Source organism: Pseudarthrobacter sp. NPDC092419 (genome assembly GCF_044755045.1).
In the GTDB taxonomy this organism is placed as follows: domain Bacteria; phylum Actinomycetota; class Actinomycetes; order Actinomycetales; family Micrococcaceae; genus Arthrobacter.
The window spans coordinates 101,890-120,291 of sequence record NZ_JBIVQF010000006.1 but is presented as its reverse complement, the minus strand read 5'-3'; the positions used below and the strand labels follow the sequence as shown (position 1 = coordinate 120,291).

19 protein-coding genes are annotated in these 18,402 nt (G+C 67.5%); 9 read left to right on the top strand and 10 right to left on the bottom strand.

Features of this window, described 5'->3' with window-relative positions; genetic code table 11:
- Positions 1 to 15: 15 nt before the first annotated feature.
- From ACIQC0_RS11285 to ACIQC0_RS11275, 3 genes are all read right to left on the bottom strand, one after another.
- On the bottom strand, positions 16 to 1,917 hold the full coding sequence (locus tag ACIQC0_RS11285) for a bifunctional sugar phosphate isomerase/epimerase/4-hydroxyphenylpyruvate dioxygenase family protein (protein WP_400534967.1): 1,902 nt from the start codon (positions 1,915 to 1,917) through the stop codon (positions 16 to 18).
- Positions 1,917 to 2,798 carry a shikimate dehydrogenase gene (locus ACIQC0_RS11280; protein ID WP_400534965.1) on the bottom strand — a complete coding sequence of 294 codons (882 nt, stop codon included), beginning with the start codon at positions 2,796 to 2,798 and terminating at the stop codon, positions 1,917 to 1,919. Before ACIQC0_RS11280 ends, ACIQC0_RS11285 begins: the two co-directional genes overlap by 1 nt.
- Before the next feature lie 126 nt (positions 2,799 to 2,924).
- Entirely contained in the window at positions 2,925 to 3,749 is an 825-nt protein-coding gene (locus ACIQC0_RS11275; protein WP_400534963.1) for an IclR family transcriptional regulator, read from the bottom strand.
- 232 nt (positions 3,750 to 3,981) lie between these two features.
- Here ACIQC0_RS11275 and ACIQC0_RS11270 point away from each other — a divergent pair, with 232 nt between their 5' ends.
- Complete coding sequence (locus ACIQC0_RS11270) at positions 3,982 to 5,301, top strand: MFS transporter (RefSeq protein WP_400534961.1); 1,320 nt, start codon at positions 3,982 to 3,984, stop codon at positions 5,299 to 5,301.
- Positions 5,302 to 5,444: 143 nt separating this feature from the next.
- On the opposite strand, the gene ACIQC0_RS11265 is transcribed toward ACIQC0_RS11270, so the two are convergent.
- Both ACIQC0_RS11265 and ACIQC0_RS11260 read right to left on the bottom strand, forming a co-directional pair.
- A complete protein-coding gene (locus ACIQC0_RS11265) occupies positions 5,445 to 6,533 on the bottom strand; it encodes an ATP-dependent DNA ligase (protein WP_400534959.1) in 1,089 nt (362 codons plus the stop codon).
- A gap of 96 nt (positions 6,534 to 6,629) precedes the next feature.
- Entirely contained in the window at positions 6,630 to 7,121 is a 492-nt protein-coding gene (locus tag ACIQC0_RS11260) for a hypothetical protein (protein WP_400534957.1), read from the bottom strand.
- A gap of 215 nt (positions 7,122 to 7,336) precedes the next feature.
- Between ACIQC0_RS11260 and ACIQC0_RS11255 the strand changes: the two genes are divergently transcribed.
- From ACIQC0_RS11255 to ACIQC0_RS11245, 3 genes are all read left to right on the top strand, one after another.
- Positions 7,337 to 8,311: a TIGR03885 family FMN-dependent LLM class oxidoreductase gene (locus tag ACIQC0_RS11255; protein ID WP_400534955.1), complete on the top strand. Its 975-nt coding sequence runs from the start codon at positions 7,337 to 7,339 to the stop codon at positions 8,309 to 8,311.
- A complete protein-coding gene (locus tag ACIQC0_RS11250; RefSeq protein WP_400534953.1) occupies positions 8,308 to 10,002 on the top strand; it encodes an alpha-amylase family protein in 1,695 nt (564 codons plus the stop codon). Before ACIQC0_RS11255 ends, ACIQC0_RS11250 begins: the two co-directional genes overlap by 4 nt.
- A gap of 119 nt (positions 10,003 to 10,121) precedes the next feature.
- Complete coding sequence (locus ACIQC0_RS11245) at positions 10,122 to 10,358, top strand: hypothetical protein (RefSeq protein WP_377216299.1); 237 nt, start codon at positions 10,122 to 10,124, stop codon at positions 10,356 to 10,358.
- A gap of 262 nt (positions 10,359 to 10,620) precedes the next feature.
- Here the strand turns inward: ACIQC0_RS11245 and ACIQC0_RS11240 are convergent, their stop codons facing one another.
- The 3 genes from ACIQC0_RS11240 to ACIQC0_RS11230 are packed head-to-tail and all read right to left on the bottom strand — an operon-like array spanning position 10,621 to position 12,201.
- Complete coding sequence (locus ACIQC0_RS11240) at positions 10,621 to 10,941, bottom strand: MoaD/ThiS family protein (protein WP_377216300.1); 321 nt, start codon at positions 10,939 to 10,941, stop codon at positions 10,621 to 10,623.
- Entirely contained in the window at positions 10,901 to 11,998 is a 1,098-nt protein-coding gene (locus ACIQC0_RS11235) for a WD40/YVTN/BNR-like repeat-containing protein (protein ID WP_400534950.1), read from the bottom strand. The genes ACIQC0_RS11240 and ACIQC0_RS11235 overlap by 41 nt, the downstream gene beginning before the upstream one ends.
- 2 nt (positions 11,999 to 12,000) lie before the next feature.
- Entirely contained in the window at positions 12,001 to 12,201 is a 201-nt protein-coding gene (locus ACIQC0_RS11230) for a hypothetical protein (protein WP_377216302.1), read from the bottom strand.
- Between the two features lie 243 nt (positions 12,202 to 12,444).
- Here ACIQC0_RS11230 and ACIQC0_RS11225 point away from each other — a divergent pair, with 243 nt between their 5' ends.
- The 5 genes from ACIQC0_RS11225 (at position 12,445) to ACIQC0_RS11205 (ending at position 17,011) form a co-directional block, all read left to right on the top strand.
- Positions 12,445 to 13,206 (top strand): class F sortase, encoded by a 762-nt coding sequence (locus tag ACIQC0_RS11225; RefSeq protein WP_400534948.1) that lies wholly within the window; start codon positions 12,445 to 12,447, stop codon positions 13,204 to 13,206.
- Between the two features lie 44 nt (positions 13,207 to 13,250).
- Positions 13,251 to 13,781: a universal stress protein gene (locus ACIQC0_RS11220; RefSeq protein WP_400534946.1), complete on the top strand. Its 531-nt coding sequence runs from the start codon at positions 13,251 to 13,253 to the stop codon at positions 13,779 to 13,781.
- Positions 13,782 to 14,033: 252 nt separating this feature from the next.
- Positions 14,034 to 14,375: a metal-sensitive transcriptional regulator gene (locus ACIQC0_RS11215; protein WP_377216305.1), complete on the top strand. Its 342-nt coding sequence runs from the start codon at positions 14,034 to 14,036 to the stop codon at positions 14,373 to 14,375.
- Positions 14,376 to 14,430: 55 nt separating this feature from the next.
- On the top strand, positions 14,431 to 14,670 hold the full coding sequence (locus ACIQC0_RS11210) for a heavy-metal-associated domain-containing protein (protein ID WP_377216306.1): 240 nt from the start codon (positions 14,431 to 14,433) through the stop codon (positions 14,668 to 14,670).
- Positions 14,671 to 14,728: 58 nt separating this feature from the next.
- A complete protein-coding gene (locus tag ACIQC0_RS11205) occupies positions 14,729 to 17,011 on the top strand; it encodes a heavy metal translocating P-type ATPase (RefSeq protein ID WP_400534944.1) in 2,283 nt (760 codons plus the stop codon).
- Positions 17,012 to 17,038: 27 nt separating this feature from the next.
- On the opposite strand, the gene ACIQC0_RS11200 is transcribed toward ACIQC0_RS11205, so the two are convergent.
- Both ACIQC0_RS11200 and ACIQC0_RS11195 read right to left on the bottom strand, forming a co-directional pair.
- Positions 17,039 to 17,311: a DUF2277 domain-containing protein gene (locus ACIQC0_RS11200; RefSeq protein ID WP_377216308.1), complete on the bottom strand. Its 273-nt coding sequence runs from the start codon at positions 17,309 to 17,311 to the stop codon at positions 17,039 to 17,041.
- 45 nt (positions 17,312 to 17,356) lie between these two features.
- A complete protein-coding gene (locus ACIQC0_RS11195; protein ID WP_400534941.1) occupies positions 17,357 to 18,367 on the bottom strand; it encodes an EamA family transporter in 1,011 nt (336 codons plus the stop codon).
- Between the last annotated feature and the right edge of the window lie 35 nt (positions 18,368 to 18,402).

Sequence of the window (18,402 nt, the reverse complement as noted above, 5' to 3'; positions counted from 1 at the left end):
TTTCTGGTGCTCTGGTTATCTGCTGGGTTGGCGGGGTTGGCGGTGGTCGTACTGGACGGCGTGCCGGACCGGGGCGTTGGGGGCGCCGTAGCCGTCATAGCCGTCTCGGCGTTCCACCATTTCGAAGAACACGCTGCCCACGGTGGCGGTGTAGAAGTGGAGGAACTCGCCGTCTCCGTCCCGGTCATAGAGCAGGTTCAGGTCCTGCAGGGTGGCGAGGAACTCCGGGTCCAGGCCGAAACGGGCGTCCAGGTCCTCGTAGTAGTTGGCCGGGATCTGCAGGAAATCGAGGCCCCGGTCCCGGGCGGCACGGGCGGTGGCCACCAGGTCGTCCACGGCGAAGGCCACGTGCTCCTGGTAGGCCTTGCGCGGCTGCCGGTCCCCCTGCGCCGCGGGTGCCTGCTGGATGGGCGCGAGGTTCAGCACCAGGCGAACGGCCGCGTCCGAGGTCTGCATGACCTGCGACCGGACCAGGCCGCTGGGGCTGGGCACCTCGGCGAACGGCAGCGGCTCCAGGGCCAGCGCGCTGGTGTAGAACAGCACGGCCTCGTCGAAGTGCTGCCACGGCTGGGCGAGATTCACGTGGTCGATCACCGCCCGGGTGGGGGAATGGGGATGCTCCAGGCCTTCGCCGAATTCGTGGGTCCATGCTGCCGTGCCGTCCGGGCTGCCCTGGCACAGGAAGATTTCGGTGGAGTCCGGGGCGCAGATTCCCTGGAATACCTCCTCGTCCGCCTGCACTTTCCGGGCGACCACGGGGGCCTTGAGCTGCTGGGCCCGCGCTGAGGCAATCACGGGGGATTCGACGTCGAACCCCAGCGCCGCGATGGCCGGCTCGGCGTGCCCGGCGGCCTGTTCGTTGATGATGACCCGCGCCTGGCCCATGGTCCAGAGCTGAACGTCCTTGGTCCGGTGCCGGCCCTCAAACTGGAAGCCAAGATGGCCCAGGAGCTTCTCCAGCTGGGCGGTGTCCTCAGCCTTGACCTCGGCAAAGTTGAAGCCGGCGGGTTCGTTCACCTTGGGCAGGGTGGCCAGCTCCATGGGATAACGACGGCGGAGCGCAGCGCGGCCGGTCCCGTCGGCTCCGGCGGCGTTCCCCGCGAGCCATTTGGCACTCTGCTCCTCCAGCCAGATGAGGGACCGCATGGCGTCCACGGCCGTCCGTTCCACATCCGACTGGCGGAACACGTCGTTGAAGACCTCCAGCGAGACCGGCCCGGAGTAGCCGGCACGGACCACGTGGCCCATGAACTTGGCCAGCTCGAACTGCCCTTCGCCCGGGAAAACCCGGTAGTGGCGGCTCCAGGAGAGGACGTCCATGGAGAGCTTGGGGGCATCGGCCACCTGGACGAAGAAGATCTTGTCCGCGTTGATCTGCTCGATCGGAGCGGTGTCCCAGTCGCGGGACAGGATGTGGAAGGAGTCCAGGCAGGTTCCGAGATTGGGGTGGTCCACCATCTGCACCAGCCGGTACGCGTGCTCGTAGTCGTTCACGTACTTGCCCCAGGCCAGGGCCTCGTAAGCAACCTTGACCCCGTGCTCCCCTGCCAGTTCGGCGAGGCGGGCCAGCTGTTCGGCGCGGAGGCCGTCGTCGTCGATGGTGGCTGTGGCGACGTTGGAGCAAACCAGGACCGTGTCCATTCCCAGACGGGTCATGAGCCGGAACTTTGCCGCGGCCCTGCGGAGGTTGGCTTCGAGCAGGTCCGGGGTGACGCCGTCGAAATCCCTGAACGGCTGGTAAAGGTCAAGTCCCAGCCCTAGGTCCGCGGCCATTTTGCGGACGTCCTCCGGGCTGAGCGGGGAGGTGACCAGGTCCTGTTCGAAGATTTCGATGCCGTCGAAGCCGGCGATGGCGCAGGCCTGCATCTTTTCCTTCAGCGTGCCGGACAGGCAGACCGTGGCGATTCCGGTGCGCATCAGGCGGCCACCTCTTCAGCGGCCACGAGCTCCAGGAAGTGGGCGCGCATGCGCTCCGGATCCGCTTCCAGGCCGGTGAAGATCCGGAAGGCGTCAGCAGCCTGGCCGACAGCCATGCGGCCGCCGTCGAGCACCTGGCAGCCCTTGCCACGGGCGGCACGGACCAGCTCGGTGTCAATGGGCCGGTAGACGATGTCCGCCACCCAGTGGCGCGGCTCCAGCAGTTCCAGGTCCAATGGCGCGCCCGGGTGCGCGGCCATGCCCACCGGAGTGCAGTGCACCAGGCCGTCGGCGGCGCGCATCAGCTGCGGCAGCTCCGACGTCGTACGCGCCGTTACGGTGCTGTCCGGGAAGAGACCGCCCAGCTCGGCAGCGCGCACTTCGGCGCGCATCGGGTCAACGTCCACGAGGTCCAGGGCACGGACCCCGGCGGTCAGCAGGGCGTAGGCGACGGCGGACCCGGCACCGCCGGCGCCGAGCTGGACGACGCGGTCCAGCGCTGCGCCGGGGAGTCCGGAGGCGAGCGCCGCAGCGAAGCCGGAAAAGTCGGTGTTGTGGCCGATGAAGCGGCCATCCCGGATAAGCACTGTGTTAACCGCGCCCAGCCGGCGGGCGTCCGGGGTGACCTCGTCAAGGTGTTCGAGGACCAGCTGCTTGCAGGGGTGAGTGATGTTCAGGCCGTTGAAGCCCAGGGTGCGGGCGCTCTGGAGGATGCTGCCGACGGCCTCCCCGGGCAGGCCCAGCTCCAGGAGGTCGATGGGCCGGTAGAGGTAGCGCAGGCCCTGCACATCCCCCTCACGTTCGTGCATGGGAGGCGTGAGTGAAGGCATGACGCCCTCGCCGACCAGTCCTACAAGGCAGGACTCAGTCTGATTACTCATCCGCGCAGCTCCTTTGGTTACGGCACCGGAAGCCGGGTGCGGGCTGTGCCGCAGGGCCGGTTTCGATGATGGTGATTACGGTACAGGAAAAGTTCACTTAGCGCACTATCGTTCGAGATACGAACATTAGCGCTGCGGCAAGCGGGCCGCCAGTTCCGCGGCGGCCTCCTGGAGGAGCGGCACGTGGGCTATCAGCTCCTCAAGGGAGAGACGGAAAACGGGGACGGCCGTAGCCAAGGAGGCGAACGCGAAGCCCTGGGCGTTCAGCAGCGGGACAGCCACCGCGCGCATGCCCGCCTCGTTTTCCTCGTCCATCACCGCATAGCCCTGCCGCCGCACCTGCTCGATCTCCGCCCGGAAGGCCTCGCGGCTGGTGATGGATTTCTCGGTCAGCGCCTCCAGCGGCAGTTCTGCCAGCAATTCCTCCCGCTCCGCGTCCTCCGCGAACGCCACCAGCGCCTTGCCCACGGCGGTGGTGGACAGGGAACCCAGATGGCCGGGGTCGCTGGTTACCCGAAACATCTGCGGCCCGTCCACCTTGTTCACGGTGAGGTGATGCTGGCCGTCGCGCACGCTCAGGATCGTGGCCTCGCCGGTCTGTTCGGTCACCCGGCGCAGGACCGGCATGGCCGCACCGGCGAATCCATGGTGGTTCGAGACCCGCTGGCCCAGCTGGAACACGCGGAGGCCCAGGTGGTAGCGCCGGCCATCCGGCTCGTAGTCGACGAACCCGTCGCGGGCCAGGGAGCCGAGAAGGCGGTACGTGGTACTGAAGGGCAATTGCGCCTGGCGGGAAATTTCCGCCGCACTGGCGCCGCGGGGTTCGTCGCCCAGGAGAACCAGCAGGCTCAGGGCTTTGCCGACCATGTCCATGCGTCCCGGGCTCTTGCCTGCGGGCTGGTTGTCAGCAGCTTCGACATCATCGTCCACTGTGGTTTGATTCACACTCATGACTCGATATTGCCACAATGTGAGAGCTATTTCTAGATTGTGAGAAATTTCTTGACAGGTGATGGGACTCACAGCCATCATTGCTGTATCGCACAAGTAGCTCCCACCATGTGGCTACTCGTCCCGGTTCTTCTCCGGACACCAGCCGCGCACCGCACCCTGCCCGCACCAAGGCACCGGCGGCTGCGGACCCAGATCCACCAGCGACAATGTCGTCACACTAAGGAACTTCATGAGCCAGACAACTTCGCCGGCCGCGCAGGCCTCGGGCGTCCACGGCGGCACCCCAAAGAAAGCCGCAGTCGCCAGCTTCCTGGGCAGCGCCGTCGAGTACTACGACTTCTTCATCTTCGGTTCGGCTGCCGCACTGATCTTCCCCACCGTCTTCTTCCCCAACGCCGATGCCAACGCAGCCATCATGTCCTTTGCCACGTTCGGGTTCGCCTACGTGGCGCGGCCCGTGGGGGCCGTCATCCTGGGCCACTTTGGGGACCGGGTGGGCAGGCAAAAAGTCCTCATGTTCACGCTCGTGCTGATGGGCGCCTCGACCTTCCTCATCGGCTGCCTTCCGGACTTCAACACGGTGGGCTGGTGGGCCCCGGCGCTGTTGGTGCTGGCCCGCCTGTGCCAGGGTCTGTCCGCTGCCGGCGAGCAGGCCGGTGCATCCTCCATGACCTTGGAACACGCTCCGGACCACCGCCGCGCGTTCTTCACCTCCTGGACCCTCACGGGCACCCAGGGCGGCCAGATCCTCGCAGCGCTGGTGTTCATCCCGGTCCTGGCCCTACCGGACGAGATCAAGTTCGGCATCGGGTGGCGCATCCCGTTCTGGCTTAGCGCACTGGTGGTTGTGGTGGCGTTCTTCATCCGCCGCACCCTGCACGAACCCCCGGCCTTCGAAGAAGCACAGAAGTCCGCCCAGATCTCCAAGCTTCCCGTCGCAGACCTGCTCCGCGGACACTGGCAGGACGTCCTGCGCGTTATCTGCTGCGCCTTCATTGCCGCGGTGTCCACAGTGTTCGGCACCCTTGCCATCAGCTACGCCAAGACGGTAGCCGGCGTGGACGGCAGCATCACCCTCTGGCTGGTGGTGGGTGCCAACCTGGTGGCACTGGGCACGCAGCCGCTCTTCGGCATGCTGGCGGACCGGATCGGCCGGAAGCCCGTCTTCATCTACGGCGCACTGTCCAGCGCAGCGCTGACGCCGCTCTTCCTGCTCAGCCTGGAATCCGGCAGCATCCCGCTGATGTTCCTGGCCGCCATTGGAATGTTCTCCTGCGGCTACGCCGCCTCCAACGCCGTCTGGCCGTCCTTCTACGCGGAAATGTTCAGCACCAAGGTACGGTTCTCCGGCCTGGCCATCGGCACGCAGCTCGGCTTCCTGATGGCAGGGTTCGCACCGGCCATCGTGGCGGCCATGGGCGGCATCAAGCCCGGCGGATGGGTGCAGATCAGCATCTTCACGGCCGTCATCTGCACGGTTGCGGCCATCTCCGCCTCGACCGCCAAGGAATCCTTCAAGGTCCCCACCAAGGAGCTGGGGCTCAAGTAACGCCGGGCGCCGTTCGCTCCCGCCCGGTTGCTATTGCGAAAGCCCGCCGTTCCCGGCAGTAATCCCGGGAACGGAGGGCTTTCTCTCTGCTTGCCTCCGGCTGGGGCGGCACCAACCGGGCTGGAACGCACAGTGGCCCGCTGCTACCCTCGCCCGGTCTCGAGGACCGAGGCCAAATCGAAGTTCACCGGTTCCTCCAGCTGCGCGTAGGTGCAGGATTCCGGGTCCCGGTCCGGGCGCCAGCGGTTGAACTGGGCCGTGTGGCGGAACCGCTCGCCCTCCATATGGTCGTACCGGACCTCCACCACCAGTTCGGGGCGGAGCGGGACGAAGGAGAGGTCCTTCCCGGCGCTCCAGCGGCTGCCCTCAGCGTTCCGCGGTGTGCGCTCCCCTTCTTCCTGCCTGGCCCAGGCCCACGGGTGGTCCTCGAAGTCCGTCACCAGGGGCTGCAGCTGTTCAAACAATTCCCGGCGCCGGGCCATGGGAAAGGCGCCGATCACCCCGACACTGGCCAGGCCGCCGTCCTCCTTGTACAGGCCGAGCAGCAGGGATCCGATGGCGTCCGGGCCGCTCTTGTGCAGCCGGTACCCGGCCACCACGCAGTCCGCGGTCCGTTCATGCTTGACCTTGTACATGACGCGCTTATCCGGCTCATACCTGCCGTCCAGCCGCTTGGCCACGATGCCGTCCAGACCTGCCCCCTCGAACTGCTCGAACCACTGCCCTGCCGTGTCCTGGTCCGTGGTGGCGGCAGTGAGGTGCACCGGGGCAGTACTGGCTGCGAGCGCCTTCTCAAGGGCCGCCCGGCGCTCCGAAAAAGGCCTTCCTGTGAAGTTGTCGTCCCCCAGGGCCAGCAGGTCGAAGGCGACGAAGCTGGCCGGGGTCTGTTCGGAGAGCAGTTTCACCCGGCTGGCCGCGGGGTGGATGCGCTGCTGCAGCGCGTCGAAATCGAGCCTGTCCCCGGATGATCCCACCAGGATGATTTCGCCGTCCACCACGCAGCGAGGCGGCAGGTTCTCCTTGAACGCTGCCACCAGCTCCGGGAAGTAGCGGGTCATGGGTTTCTCGTTGCGGCTGCCGATCTCCACGTCATCCCCGTCGCGGAAGATGATGGACCGGAAACCGTCCCACTTGGGTTCGTAGCTGAGGCCCGCGCCGACCGGGATATTTCCGATCCCGCTGACTGACTTGGCGAGCATGGGCGGGACGGGCGGCATCACGGGCAGTTCCATGGTGCCCATTCTTGCCCGTCCCGCGCAGACGGGAAAGGGCCCCGTCCAGAGGACGGGACCCTTTCCGTGCGGCAGTCCGCGGATGATTCCGGGAAATTAGGCGGGCAGGCCTGCCGGGTCGGTGACCGGCGCTTCCTCAACCGGCGCCTCCACCACGGCGTTCTGTGCTTCGTACTGCTCGGCAAGAGCCTGGTAGGCGGCCTTGGCCTGGTCCACGGCAACCTGGTTGGCGGCCTTCAGGGCCTTCAGCGCTTCGAGGTTGGTGGCGCGGAGGGCCTGGACCTGGTCCTGGGCTGCTTTCTTGGCGGTGCCCTTGGCCGACTTGGTGGCCTCGAGGGCAGCCTTTTCGGCGGCCTGGTAATCGGCGTGTGCCTGCTTCTCGGCAGCGAGAGCATCGGCCTGGACGGTCTTGAAGGCCGCGAATGCCGCCTCTACCTCTTCGAGGGTGACCGGTGCAGCCACAATTTCCTCCACGGCCACGTAGCCGCTGTCCACGGTGGCGTCAGAAGCGGACGCGGCCCCTGCGCCTGCGCCTGCCATGAGGCCGGTTGCGAGGACTGCTGCTGCCATTTTGGTGATTGCTGACATGTAATGACTCCATTGGTTGGGGAAGTGTCGCAGCCGGTCCAGCACCAGCTGTCCATTCCAAAGTAGCCAGCCGAAACCAGCGTGGAGGGAACCTTGGGCTGATCCTTGCCAAACCCTTTCCGGGGTCGGATTTTCCTGCGGGAAACCTGCACGCATGCTTGCCTTGGGCTGTTGAACGCTCGACAGAACGCTATCGGGGACGGTAGAGGTTAACGATGGTTACTGTCGGGTTTCACGCATCGCATGAACAAATCAGTCCGGGCCGCCTGCTCCAGGACGTCCAGCACGCTGAGCAAGCCGGCTTTGACGCCGCCATGTGCTCGGACCACATCGAACCCTGGTCCGCAAGGCAGGGCCACTCCGGTTTCGCCTGGTCCTGGCTGGGCGCCGCGCTGGCCACCACGGGGCTGCGCTTCGGAGTCGTCACCGCGCCGGGCCAGCGCTACCACCCGGCCATCATCGCCCACGCCTCGGCCACCCTGGCCAGCATGTTTCCGGACCGGTTCTGGATGGCACCCGGCAGCGGCGAGAACATGAACGAGCACGTCACCGGAGACGCCTGGCCGCCCAAGGCAACCCGGCAGCAGCGGCTTGAAGAATGTGTGGACGTCATCCGCAGGCTGCATCGCGGTGAGGAAGTCACCCACCATGGCCTGGTGACAGTGGAACAGGCCCGGATCTGGGATGTCCCGGACACTCCGCCGCCGCTGATCGCTCCGGCCATCAGCGTGGAAACGGCACGCCGCGGGGCAGCGTGGGCGGACGGCCTGGTCACCGTGAACCAGCCCGCCGCAAAACTCAAGGACATGCTGGCTGCCTACCGGGACAACGGCGGCCGCGGCAAGGCCGTCCTCCAGGTCCACCTGTCCTGGGCGCCCAGCGAGGAAGAGGCCACGGCCATCGCAATGGACCAGTGGCGGACCAACACCTTCGCCCCGCCCGTTCCGTGGGACCTGCCCACCGCAGGGCATTTCGACGGCGTGAGCGGCACCGTGGGCGAGGAACAGGTCCGGAAATCGGTCAACGTTTCGGCAGACCCTGCCCGGCATGCCGCATGGCTCGCTGAGTACGCGGACCTGGGCTTCGATGAGCTGTACCTGCACTTCGTGGGTCAGGAGCAGGCCGCGTTCATCGACACGTTCGCGGACCAGGTCCTGCCCCAGCTGCGGACCGCGGGAGCCTACGCATGAGGATCGCGGAAACCTCGGACCTGTGGTGGAAGAACGCCGTCATCTACTGCCTGGACGTGGAGACGTTCTTCGACCACGACGGCGACGGCACCGGCGACTTCGCCGGCCTCACCCAGCGTGTGGACTACCTGGCCGCCCTGGGGGTTACCTGCATCTGGCTCATGCCCTTCTATCCGTCCCCGGACCGGGACGATGGGTACGACGTGACGGACTTCTTCGGCGTGGATCCGCGCCTGGGCACGCTGGGTGATGTGGTGGAGTTCATCCGCGCCGCCAAGGACCGCGGCATGAGGGTTATCGCGGACTTCGTGGTGAACCACACCTCGGACCAGCACCCCTGGTTCGTCGAGGCCCGCAAGTCAACGGACAACCCTTACCGGGACTTCTACGTCTGGCGCCCGGACTCTCCGCCGGACACCTCCGACGAGGTGGTGTTTCCCGGAGAGGAGAACTCGCTGTGGACCAAGGATGAGGCCACCGGGGAGTGGTACCTGCACATGTTCGCCAAGCACCAGCCTGACCTGAACGTAACCCACCCGAAGGTGCGGGACCAGATTGCCAAGGCGATGGGGCTCTGGCTGGAAATTGGCCTGGACGGCTTCCGACTGGACGCGGTGCCGTTTTTCCTGGAGACCCGCGGCCAGCCAAAGGACCAGGCGGCCAACCTCGATCCGCACGGCTATCTTGCCGCGCTGCGGAGCTTCGTGAGCCGCCGCAACGGCAGCGCCGTGCTGCTGGGTGAGGTGAACCTGCCCTACAAGGAACAGCTGGAGTACTTCGGCGGCCCGGAGGGCAACGAGCTGAACATGCAGTTCGATTTCTTGTCCATGCAGAATATCTACCTGTCCCTGGCACGCCAGGATGCACGCCACCTCGGGGAGACGCTGAAGAGCCGTCCGCCTATCCATCCGGACAACCAGTGGGCCATGTTCGTGCGCAACCATGACGAACTGACGCTGGACAAACTTGGCGAAGGGGAACTGCAGGAGGTCTTCGACGCCTTCGGGCCGGAGAAGAACATGCAGATCTACGGCCGGGGCCTGCGCCGCCGCCTGCCTCCGATGCTGGGCGGCGATGCTGAACGGCTGCGAATGGTGTACTCGCTGATGTTTTCGCTGCCGGGCACCCCGGTCCTGTTCTATGGCGAGGAACTGGGCATGGGCGAGAACCTGCGGCAGAAGGGCCGCGCCGCCGTCCGCACCCCCATGCAGTGGACCAGCGAAAAGAACGGCGGATTCTCCACCGCCAAGGCCTCGGACCTTGTGGCTCCGCTGGTCCAGGGCGAATACGGCCCGGAGAACGTTAACGCAGCGGCGGCCAAGCGGGACCCGGAGTCACTCTTCAATTTCATGTCGGCCCTGATCAGCCGCTACCGCGAATCACCTGAACTGGGGTGGGGCGAATTCAGCATCATCGACCAGCCTGAGCCCGCTGTCTTCGCGCACACCTCCACCTCCGACGGCGGCACCCTCGTCCTGCTCCACAACTTCAGCGAAAAGACTGTGAAGGTCACGGGTTCAGTCGCCTCGGAGTCTGGTCCGTCCGGCGATTTCCGGAATTCCCAGCTCCTTGACCTATTCGACGGCGAGAACGCCGCTGTGGAACCGGACGGCACCTTCACGGTGGAGCTTGGGCGCTACGGCTACCGGTGGTTCCGCCTGCACCGCAAGGGGGACCGGCTGGCGCCGTGAAACCTGCAGGGCGCCAAGAACTAACAGCCCCCTAACCGCGGGGAAACAGGGACGCAATAACGCCCGGCCACACTGGAAGTGCAGGCAAGAGCCGGCACTTCCAGTCAGGAGGCCCCGCCATGTTGAAGAAAGCGACCCCGCAGGTTACCCGCGTCCGCGCCTTGGATCAGCTGCACCGCGGCGACGAAATTGAGGCCCGCCTCTCGGTGGGCCCGTCCTACGATGACGTGGTGGTGCGCCGCGGCAGCGTCCAGGAGACGGCGCCGGGCATCGGTGTGGTCTGGATCCTGGACCGCGTGAGCGGGCTCCGGAAGGCCGTCAATACGGACGAGTGCAGCGTGTGGCGGGTCGCCTGATCATCGCCCCTCGCGACCCTCTCTCAGTTAACGCTCTTAAAGTCCCAACCCTCTCTCAGTTGATGCGCACGAAACCAAAACGCTCTCTCACCTTTGCGGCGGCCCGGTGGCGGTCAGTGACAGAGCGTCCCCCGGGGAGCGACATCAAGTGAGAGAGCGTGGGAAGGGTGGCGGGCGGACGGACGACGGCGGCACACCGGTCGCGGCGGCGGGCGCAGTCAGGAGGGACTGCCCGCAGCCGCGGTGGTAACGCCCCCGACGTCTAGCCGCCGGCCACGGACTGGATGACCAGGATTTCCTGCCCGGGCAGGACCTCCGTTTCCAAGCCCTGCAGCCGCCGCACCTCGTCCCCGTCCACGTAGATGTTCACGAACCGCCGCAGCGCTCCGGTTTCGTCCCGCAACCGGCGGCCGAGCACTGTGAAGTCGCCGGTCACGGCATCCAGGAGTTTTCCCACCGTCACCGGCCCGTCAGCGGGCGCAGTCAGGATGGACTGCCCGCCGGCGAGTGGCTGCAGGACGCCGGGAAGGACCACGCTGATCTCAGCCACCGGCCACCACGGCGGCACGGACGCACAGGACATCGGGCAGGTGCGACGCCACTTCCGCAAAGGTTTCGCCTTCGTCCGCGCTGGCGTAAACGGATCCGCCGCGGGTCCCGAAGTAGACCCCGGCCGGCTCCGCGGTGTCCACTGAAGCGGCATCGCGCAGGACGCTGTTGTACTCCCGGTCCGGCAGCCCCGCATCATGCCTCCGCCAGGTGGCCCCGGCGTCGTCCGTCCGGTGCACGGCTAGTTCGCCCCCGGGAGGGATGCGTTCGCCGTCGGCCTTCAGGGGAATAACCCACGCCGTGCCGGCCCGCCGGGGATGTGCCAGCATGACGAAGCCGAAGTCCGCGGGCAGGCCGTCGGCGATGGATTCCCACGTGTCTCCGTTGTTTTCCGTGCGGTAGACGCCGTGGTGGTTCTGGGCGTAGAGGCGGCCCGGGACGGCTGCGTCGGCAGCGATCTTGTGGACGCACTGGCCGAACTCGGGCTGGGGATCCGGCATGAAGTACGCGGAAATGCCGCGGTTCCTGGGCTCCCAGGAGGCTCCGCCGTCGGAAGACCGGTAAACGCCGCCGGTGCTCATGGCGACGTGCACGGTGTCCCCGTCCGGCTGCACCGCGATGGAGTGGGCCGCAGCACCGCCGTACCCGGCGCCCCACTCGGAGCGGTGCGGATGGTCCCAGAGGCCGCGGTTGAGCTCGAAATGCTGCCCGCCGTCCGTGGATTTCCAGAGCGAAATGGGCTCGGCGCCCGCCCAGACCACACCGGGGCGGGACGCTGCGTCCGGGTGGATCTGCCAGATCCGCTCCACCGCGGCTCCGGTGTCCGGCGGGAAGCTGATGGCGCCTTCCAGGGGTTCGGACCACGTGGCACCGAGATCATCCGAATGGGCCACGGTGGGTCCCCAATGTTCGCTGCGGACGCCCACCATGATCCGGGTGCGGCCTTCACGCGTGTCGATTCCGATGCTGGGAATCTCGTTCATCAGGAAGTGCGGCCCGTTCAGGGACCAATCGCGGCGGTCACTGCTGGTGGCCAGCCACAGGCCCTTCTTGGTGCCGATCGCCAGGAGGTAGCTCTCAGCTGACGCCACGGCTAATCAACAAATTCCGACTGCGTCTCGATGAAGTCCCAGTCAGCCTCCGAGAGTACGGCCGCCGCCTGGTCCGGGGAGGGGCCTCCGGCCCGGGCGATGCCCTGCAGCACCGGCGGCGGAATCTCCGCGGCCCGGAGGTTCTCCCGCAGCCATTCCTTGCTGGCCAGGTCCAGGTCCAGCCACCACATGAAGATTTGCATGCCGTCACGCACCCTTTCGTTTGTTTCCACGTTAGGCGCGGGCGCGGGACCGGACAAGGGTCCCCCCACCGGCTATGGATGGCCGGACAGGTGGCGCGGACGTTTTCCGCGTAGCTGCGCGGCCGTCCCCGTAGCCACGGTGGAAAAAGTCGGGTACCGCCCACCCGGGACGCGCCGCCGGGGTGTTCCTAGCCTGAATCTCACCACCTTTGCCCGAATTTCCCGCAGCGGACCAGGAGCATCATGCGCACGGAACGCAGCCGCCATGCCGCCCCGCGCGGGGTGCCCTGGTGCGGGGTGCCCTGGTGGCGGTGGGACCGCGCCGACGTTGCCATCCTGATGTCCGGCGCCCTGGCCTTCCTTGTCCTCACCTTCGGCGGCCCCCTCGTCCAGTACGGCAGCAGCCTGACGCTGGGCGACGGCGGGCCTGGCGGGGGGGTGGGGGCGCCGCCCGCCTCGTTGCCGGCCGGCGTCGTGCCTTCTCCTACTGCACCGTCCCCCACCGCGGCACACCGGACGACGGCGACTCCCGCGCCCGCCTCCACGCCCCCGCCTGGTCCGGTGCTTCCGGCCGCCGCGGCACCGTTGCGGGTCCGTTACGCCGGCGCGGATTTCAACGTTCCGGTGCATCCGCTGAAGCTCGACAGCCGGGCCACCACCATCAAACCGCCGCCCACCAAGGACGGGTACTGGCTCAGCCCGTACGGTTCGCCGGGGAAGGGGTCCACCAACACGACGTACGTGATCGGCCACAGCTGGGACGGCGTGGACGCCCCCTTCAACCACCTCAGCTCACAGGCCGCGAAAGGTGACCGGTTCGCCGTCGACACGGCCTCCGGGACCATCACCTACCGGGTGGAGAGCATCACCACGTACCTGAAATCCAGCCTCAAGGACAGTCCTGTCTGGGACGTTGTGCCCAACCGGCTGGTGCTTATCAGCTGCTACACGCAGGACCTGTGGGGCAAGAACGTGGTGGTTATAGCCTCACCGGCCCCCGCGTAACGGTGCGGCCTGTTCAACCGTGATGGGCGGGCAGACAATAAGGTATGGCCGCTGAAGAGTCCGCTTCCCTGCCCCTGCTGGTCGGGGTGGTCCCCGGGCAGCATCCCGAAGTGCTGGCCACGGCAGCGTCGCTGGCAGCACGGCTGGGAGTCCCGCTGTCCTGCGCCTATGTGGACGAGGCAAGCTACGTCGTCGAGTGGGACCCTGCGCGCTCAGCCCACCGGTTATCCCCGCACCCCGGCGCGGACGATGCCGACATGGCTGCACTGGCCGCCGGGCTGAAGGAGGCGATCACGGGAGCTGCGGCTGAGGCAGCAGGAGGGACCCCTCCCGTGCAGTGGTCGCTGCACACACTGACTGGTGACGCGGCCCGCGCCCTGGGCCGGCAGGCCGCAGAACTGGGAGCTTCGATGATCATTGTCGGCACCTCGGAGCGCGGCCTCGCCCACCGCATCTCGGAGGCGTTGAACGGTTCCGTAGGGACATGGCTGAGCCATCACCAGGACCGTCCCGTCCTGGTGGTTCCGCCGCGCCCGGAGCGGGACTCGAGCCCGGAAAAGCGCCGCGGAAAATAAAGCGAAAGTAGTTATTCGCGGTGCTGGCGGCGGACCATACCAGCCCGTAAGCTGGACCAAGCAGGCCGGATCCCCAGGGTTTCCGGGACTGCCCCAAAGCTGCTCCGGAGTGCGTATCCCCCAATAACGCACTCCGGAGCTTTTTGCGTTCCGGGTGCCGTTGGGGTGCCGGGCTGTCCATGCGTCGCCGCCCGAGGCTATACCCCCTGGGGGTACTTGCGTGGATACCCCTCGGGGGTATATGTTGTGGCTATGGAGCATACGGAAGAGACGCTGGCCGGCGTTGGGGGCCCAGCCCCGCAGCACGGTTATTCCGGCAACAAGGACGCCTACCTCCGCCGCCTCAAGCGGATTGAGGGTCAGGTGCGCGGCATCGCGCGCATGGTGGATGAGGACAAGTACTGCATCGACATCCTCACCCAGGTGTCCGCTGTGACCAAGGCGCTGCATGCGGTCAGCCTGGGGCTCATGGAAGAGCACATCGGCCACTGCGTGGTCGGCGCAGCTGCCGAGCCGGACCCGGAGGCCCGCGCCGAAGCCATCGACGCCAAAGTCAAGGAAGCGGCAGACGCCATCGGCCGCCTGCTCCGCTAAGCATTCCCCCACCCAACCCTCCTGCCACCGCAGGCACACCGCGAAGGAGCATGCCATGAGCACCACCTCCCCCACTACCACCGAGGTCAGCGTTTCCGGGATGACCTGCGGCCACTGCGTCTCGGCCGTTACCGAAGAACTGGAGGCCCTTGAAGGCGTCCAGGGCGTTGACGTGGACCTCAACGCCGGCGGGGTGTCCACCGTGACCATCACCTCCGCCAAGGAACTCTCCCCGGCGGAGATCGGCGAGGCCGTGGCGGAGGCCGGCTACCTCGTCGTCGCCAACGAAGCCTAGGAAAACCCGCCGCTGGGCGACCGCCTCGGCGGACGCCGGACCGTCCCAAGGAGACGCCATGAGCAGCCAGGAACTCCTCAACCAGCCCGGCAGCCGGGTGGTTGAGCTTGATATCGAGGGCATGACCTGCGCCTCCTGCGTGGCGCGGGTGGAGAAGAAGCTCGGCAAGCTGGACGGGGTGGCGGCTTCGGTCAACCTTCCGCTGGAATCGGCCCACGTCACAGTACCGGCCGGCATCACGGATGAACAGATCACGGCAACCGTAGCGGCGGCCGGCTACAAGGCACGGGTCCGGGTGCCTCAGGAGTCGGCCATCGATGCCGGGGACCTGCCCACGGAACCAACCGCGCACGGCGAATCCCACGCCGCCGGCACCCTCCGCCCGCGCCTGATCCTCGCGGCCGTACTGACGCTGCCGGTCTTCGTGATCTCGATGGTCCCGGGCTTCCAGTTTCCGCACTGGGGCTGGGCGGCGGCGGCGCTCTCGCTGCCGGTGGTCACGTGGGCGGCCTGGCCGTTCCACCGCGCAGCCGCCGTGAACGCGCGGCACCTTGCCTCCACCATGGACACGCTGGTCTCCATCGGCGTGACCGCGGCGTACCTGTTCTCGGCGTGGCAACTGCTCGCCGATCCCCGCATGACCGAGCACCCGGGCATGGAGGGCATGGACACCGGGGGCCTCTACTTCGAGGTGGCCGCCGTGGTCACCACGTTCCTGCTGCTGGGACGCTACCTGGAGGCCAATGCCAAGCAGAAGGCCGGCGATGCGCTTAAGGCTCTCCTGAACCTGGGCGCCAAGGATGCCACCGTGCTGCGGGACGGTACCGAGCTGCGGGTGCCCGCGGAGACCCTGCGGGTGGGCGACGTCCTGGTGGTCCGGCCCGGCGAGAAAATCGCCACGGACGGCGTGGTCGTCAACGGCAGTTCCGCCGTCGATGCCTCTTTGGTCACCGGCGAATCGGTCCCCGTCGAAGTGGGACCGGACAGCCGCGTCACCGGCGCCACCATCAATACCTCCGGCCGGCTGCTGGTGCGCGCCACCCGGGTGGGCAGCGAAACCACGCTGGCGCAGATGGCCCGGCTGGTGTCCCAGGCGCAGACGGGCAAGGCACCCATCGCACGGCTGGCGGACCGGATCAGCGCCGTCTTCGTTCCGGTGGTCCTGGCCATCGCCGTGGCGACCTTCGCGGCATGGCTGCTCACGGCAGGGCCGGACATCACCTCCGGTGAGCTGCGCGCGGCCTTCACCGCCGCCGTCGCGGTTTTGGTCATTGCCTGCCCGTGCGCCCTCGGGCTGGCCACTCCGGTCGGCCTGCTGACGGGGACGGGACGCGGCGCCCAGCTGGGCATCCTGATCAAGGGCCCGCAGGTCCTGGAGGACACCCGGACGGTGGACACCATCCTGCTGGACAAGACCGGCACGGTCACCACCGGCGTCCTTGCCGTTGACGGCATCATCGCGTTCGGGGGCCTCGATGCCGCCCGGGTGCTGCGCCTGGCGGGCGCGGTGGAAGCCGCTTCCGAGCACCCCATTGCGCACGCCATTGCGGCTGCAGCACGGAATGCGGCCGACGACGGACGCCTGCCTTCCGTGGACAAGTTCAGTTCCGCGCCGGGCGGCGGAGTGGCCGGAACCGTGGAAGGGCAGCTGGTCATCGCCGGCCGCACCGGATGGCTGGAGCAGAACAGCGTGGCACTCAGCGAGGAGCAGCGAGGGGCTTTGGCCGCCGCCGAGGATGCCGGTGCCACCGCCATCTGGGTCGCCATTGACGGTGGCGTGGCCGGGATTGTGAGCCTCCGGGACTCCATTAAGGACGGGTCCGCGCAGGCAGTGTCCCGTCTCCGGGAACTCGGGCTGCGGCCCATCCTGCTGACCGGCGACAACGCCGCCGTGGCCGCCCAGGTGGCTGCCGCCGTCGGAATCGCTGCGGAGGATGTGTACGCGGGCGTGCTGCCCGAGGGGAAAGTGGACGCCGTCCGGAAGCTCCAGGCCGCCGGTGCCACCGTGGCCATGGCCGGGGACGGCGTGAACGACGCCGCAGCGCTGGCACAGGCTGACCTCGGCATCGCGATGGGGTCGGGAACGGATGTGGCCATCGAGGCCGCGGACCTGACCGTGATGGGCAACGACCTGGCCCAGGTGGCGCAGGCCATCGAGCTGTCCCGGCGCACGCTGGCCACCATCAAGACCAACCTGTTCTGGGCGTTCTTCTACAACGCCGTGGGCATTCCGGTGGCGGCCCTGGGCCTGCTCAATCCGATGATTGCCGGCGCCGCGATGGCCGCGAGCTCGGTGCTGGTGGTGGCCAACTCGCTGCGGCTCCGGAGCTTCGGCAGGTAGCCACGTCCGCCGCTGCCGGCCGGTGCGTCAGGCCGTGCCGTAGCGTACCGCGGCGCGCGCCTTGGCCTTGGCGGCCTCGGTGTCGCGGTCCTTGGGCGGCGCCTGGGTGACGAGGGCGTCCAGGAGGTGCTGGGTGATGTGCGCGATCTCATGGACGGCATGGTCGAACGCTTCCTGGTTGGCCTTGGACGGCTTGGTGCTGCCGCTGATCTTGCGGACATATTGCAGGGCCGCGGCGTGGACCTCCTCGGAGGTGGCGTGCGGCTCGAAGTTGTGGAGGGTTCGGATGTTCCGGCACATAACCCCATGCTAGGCCCGGGCCCGCTGATGCGTCAGTGGCTGGCGCTAGGGAACGGGTTCGACGTCGTTCGCGTGCTCCAGCGGTGAGGCCTGCCCGGGTGCCGCCCGCCGAAGTTCATCCAGGCGGACCAGGACCACGCCGCCCACAATCAGGACGCCGCCCAGGAGCTGGATCGGACCGGGCAGCTCACCCAGCAGGAGCCAGGCCCAGAGGACGGCAAACAGCACCTCGGTGAGAGAGACGAACGACGCCACCTTGGAGCCCAGGGCCCGGGCGGCCATGATTCCGGAAACGTAGGCGAGCACCGTGGCCAGGACCACGAGGCCGGCAACCGAAACCCACCAGGGCGTGACCCATGGACCGAGCCGGGTATCGGCTGTGCTGAAAGCCATGGGGAGCAGGCCGGTGGCTGCGGCCAGCCACATCACGGCGGCGCCCACCATGAGCCCGCCGGAGGCCAGGACCAGCGGCGGAAGGGTGTCGTTCTCCTTGGCCGTGATGAAGAAGTAGATGGCCAGGCAGACGGCGGCGGCCATGCCCCACAGGACGCCCACCAGGTCGATCCGGATGGCGCCGGTCAGGTCCAGCACCAGCACCAGGCCGCCCAAGGAGAGCAGCGTGCCAGCGAAGGTCAGCGCGCTCGGCCGGCGCCGGCTTGCCGCCCAAAGCCAGAGGACAATGAGGACCGGCGCCAGGTATTCCAGGAGAAGCGCCACGCCCACGGAGAGGCGCGCCACGGCGTTGAAATAGAACAGCTGGCAGGCAGCCACTCCAATCAGGCCGAAGAGCACGATGGTGAGCCAGTTGTCCCGCAACTGGTGCCACCGGCCGCGCAGCGCCGGAATGGCGGGCACCGCCAGGATCAGGGCCGCCCCCGTAAGGCGGGCGGTCACAGCAGCCCCCGGGGACCAGCCGGTCTCCAGCAGCGCCTTCCCAAAGGAGCCGGAGATCCCAAAGACGGCGGACGAGAACAGCGCGATGCCCAGGCCGGACGCCAGGAAGCCGCCGCGGGCCTGCTGCAGCCGGGCGGAAGTGGAGTTGTTTACGGCAGGCACCGTCGCCTCCTGTCAGGAGTAAAGTAGGGTAATGC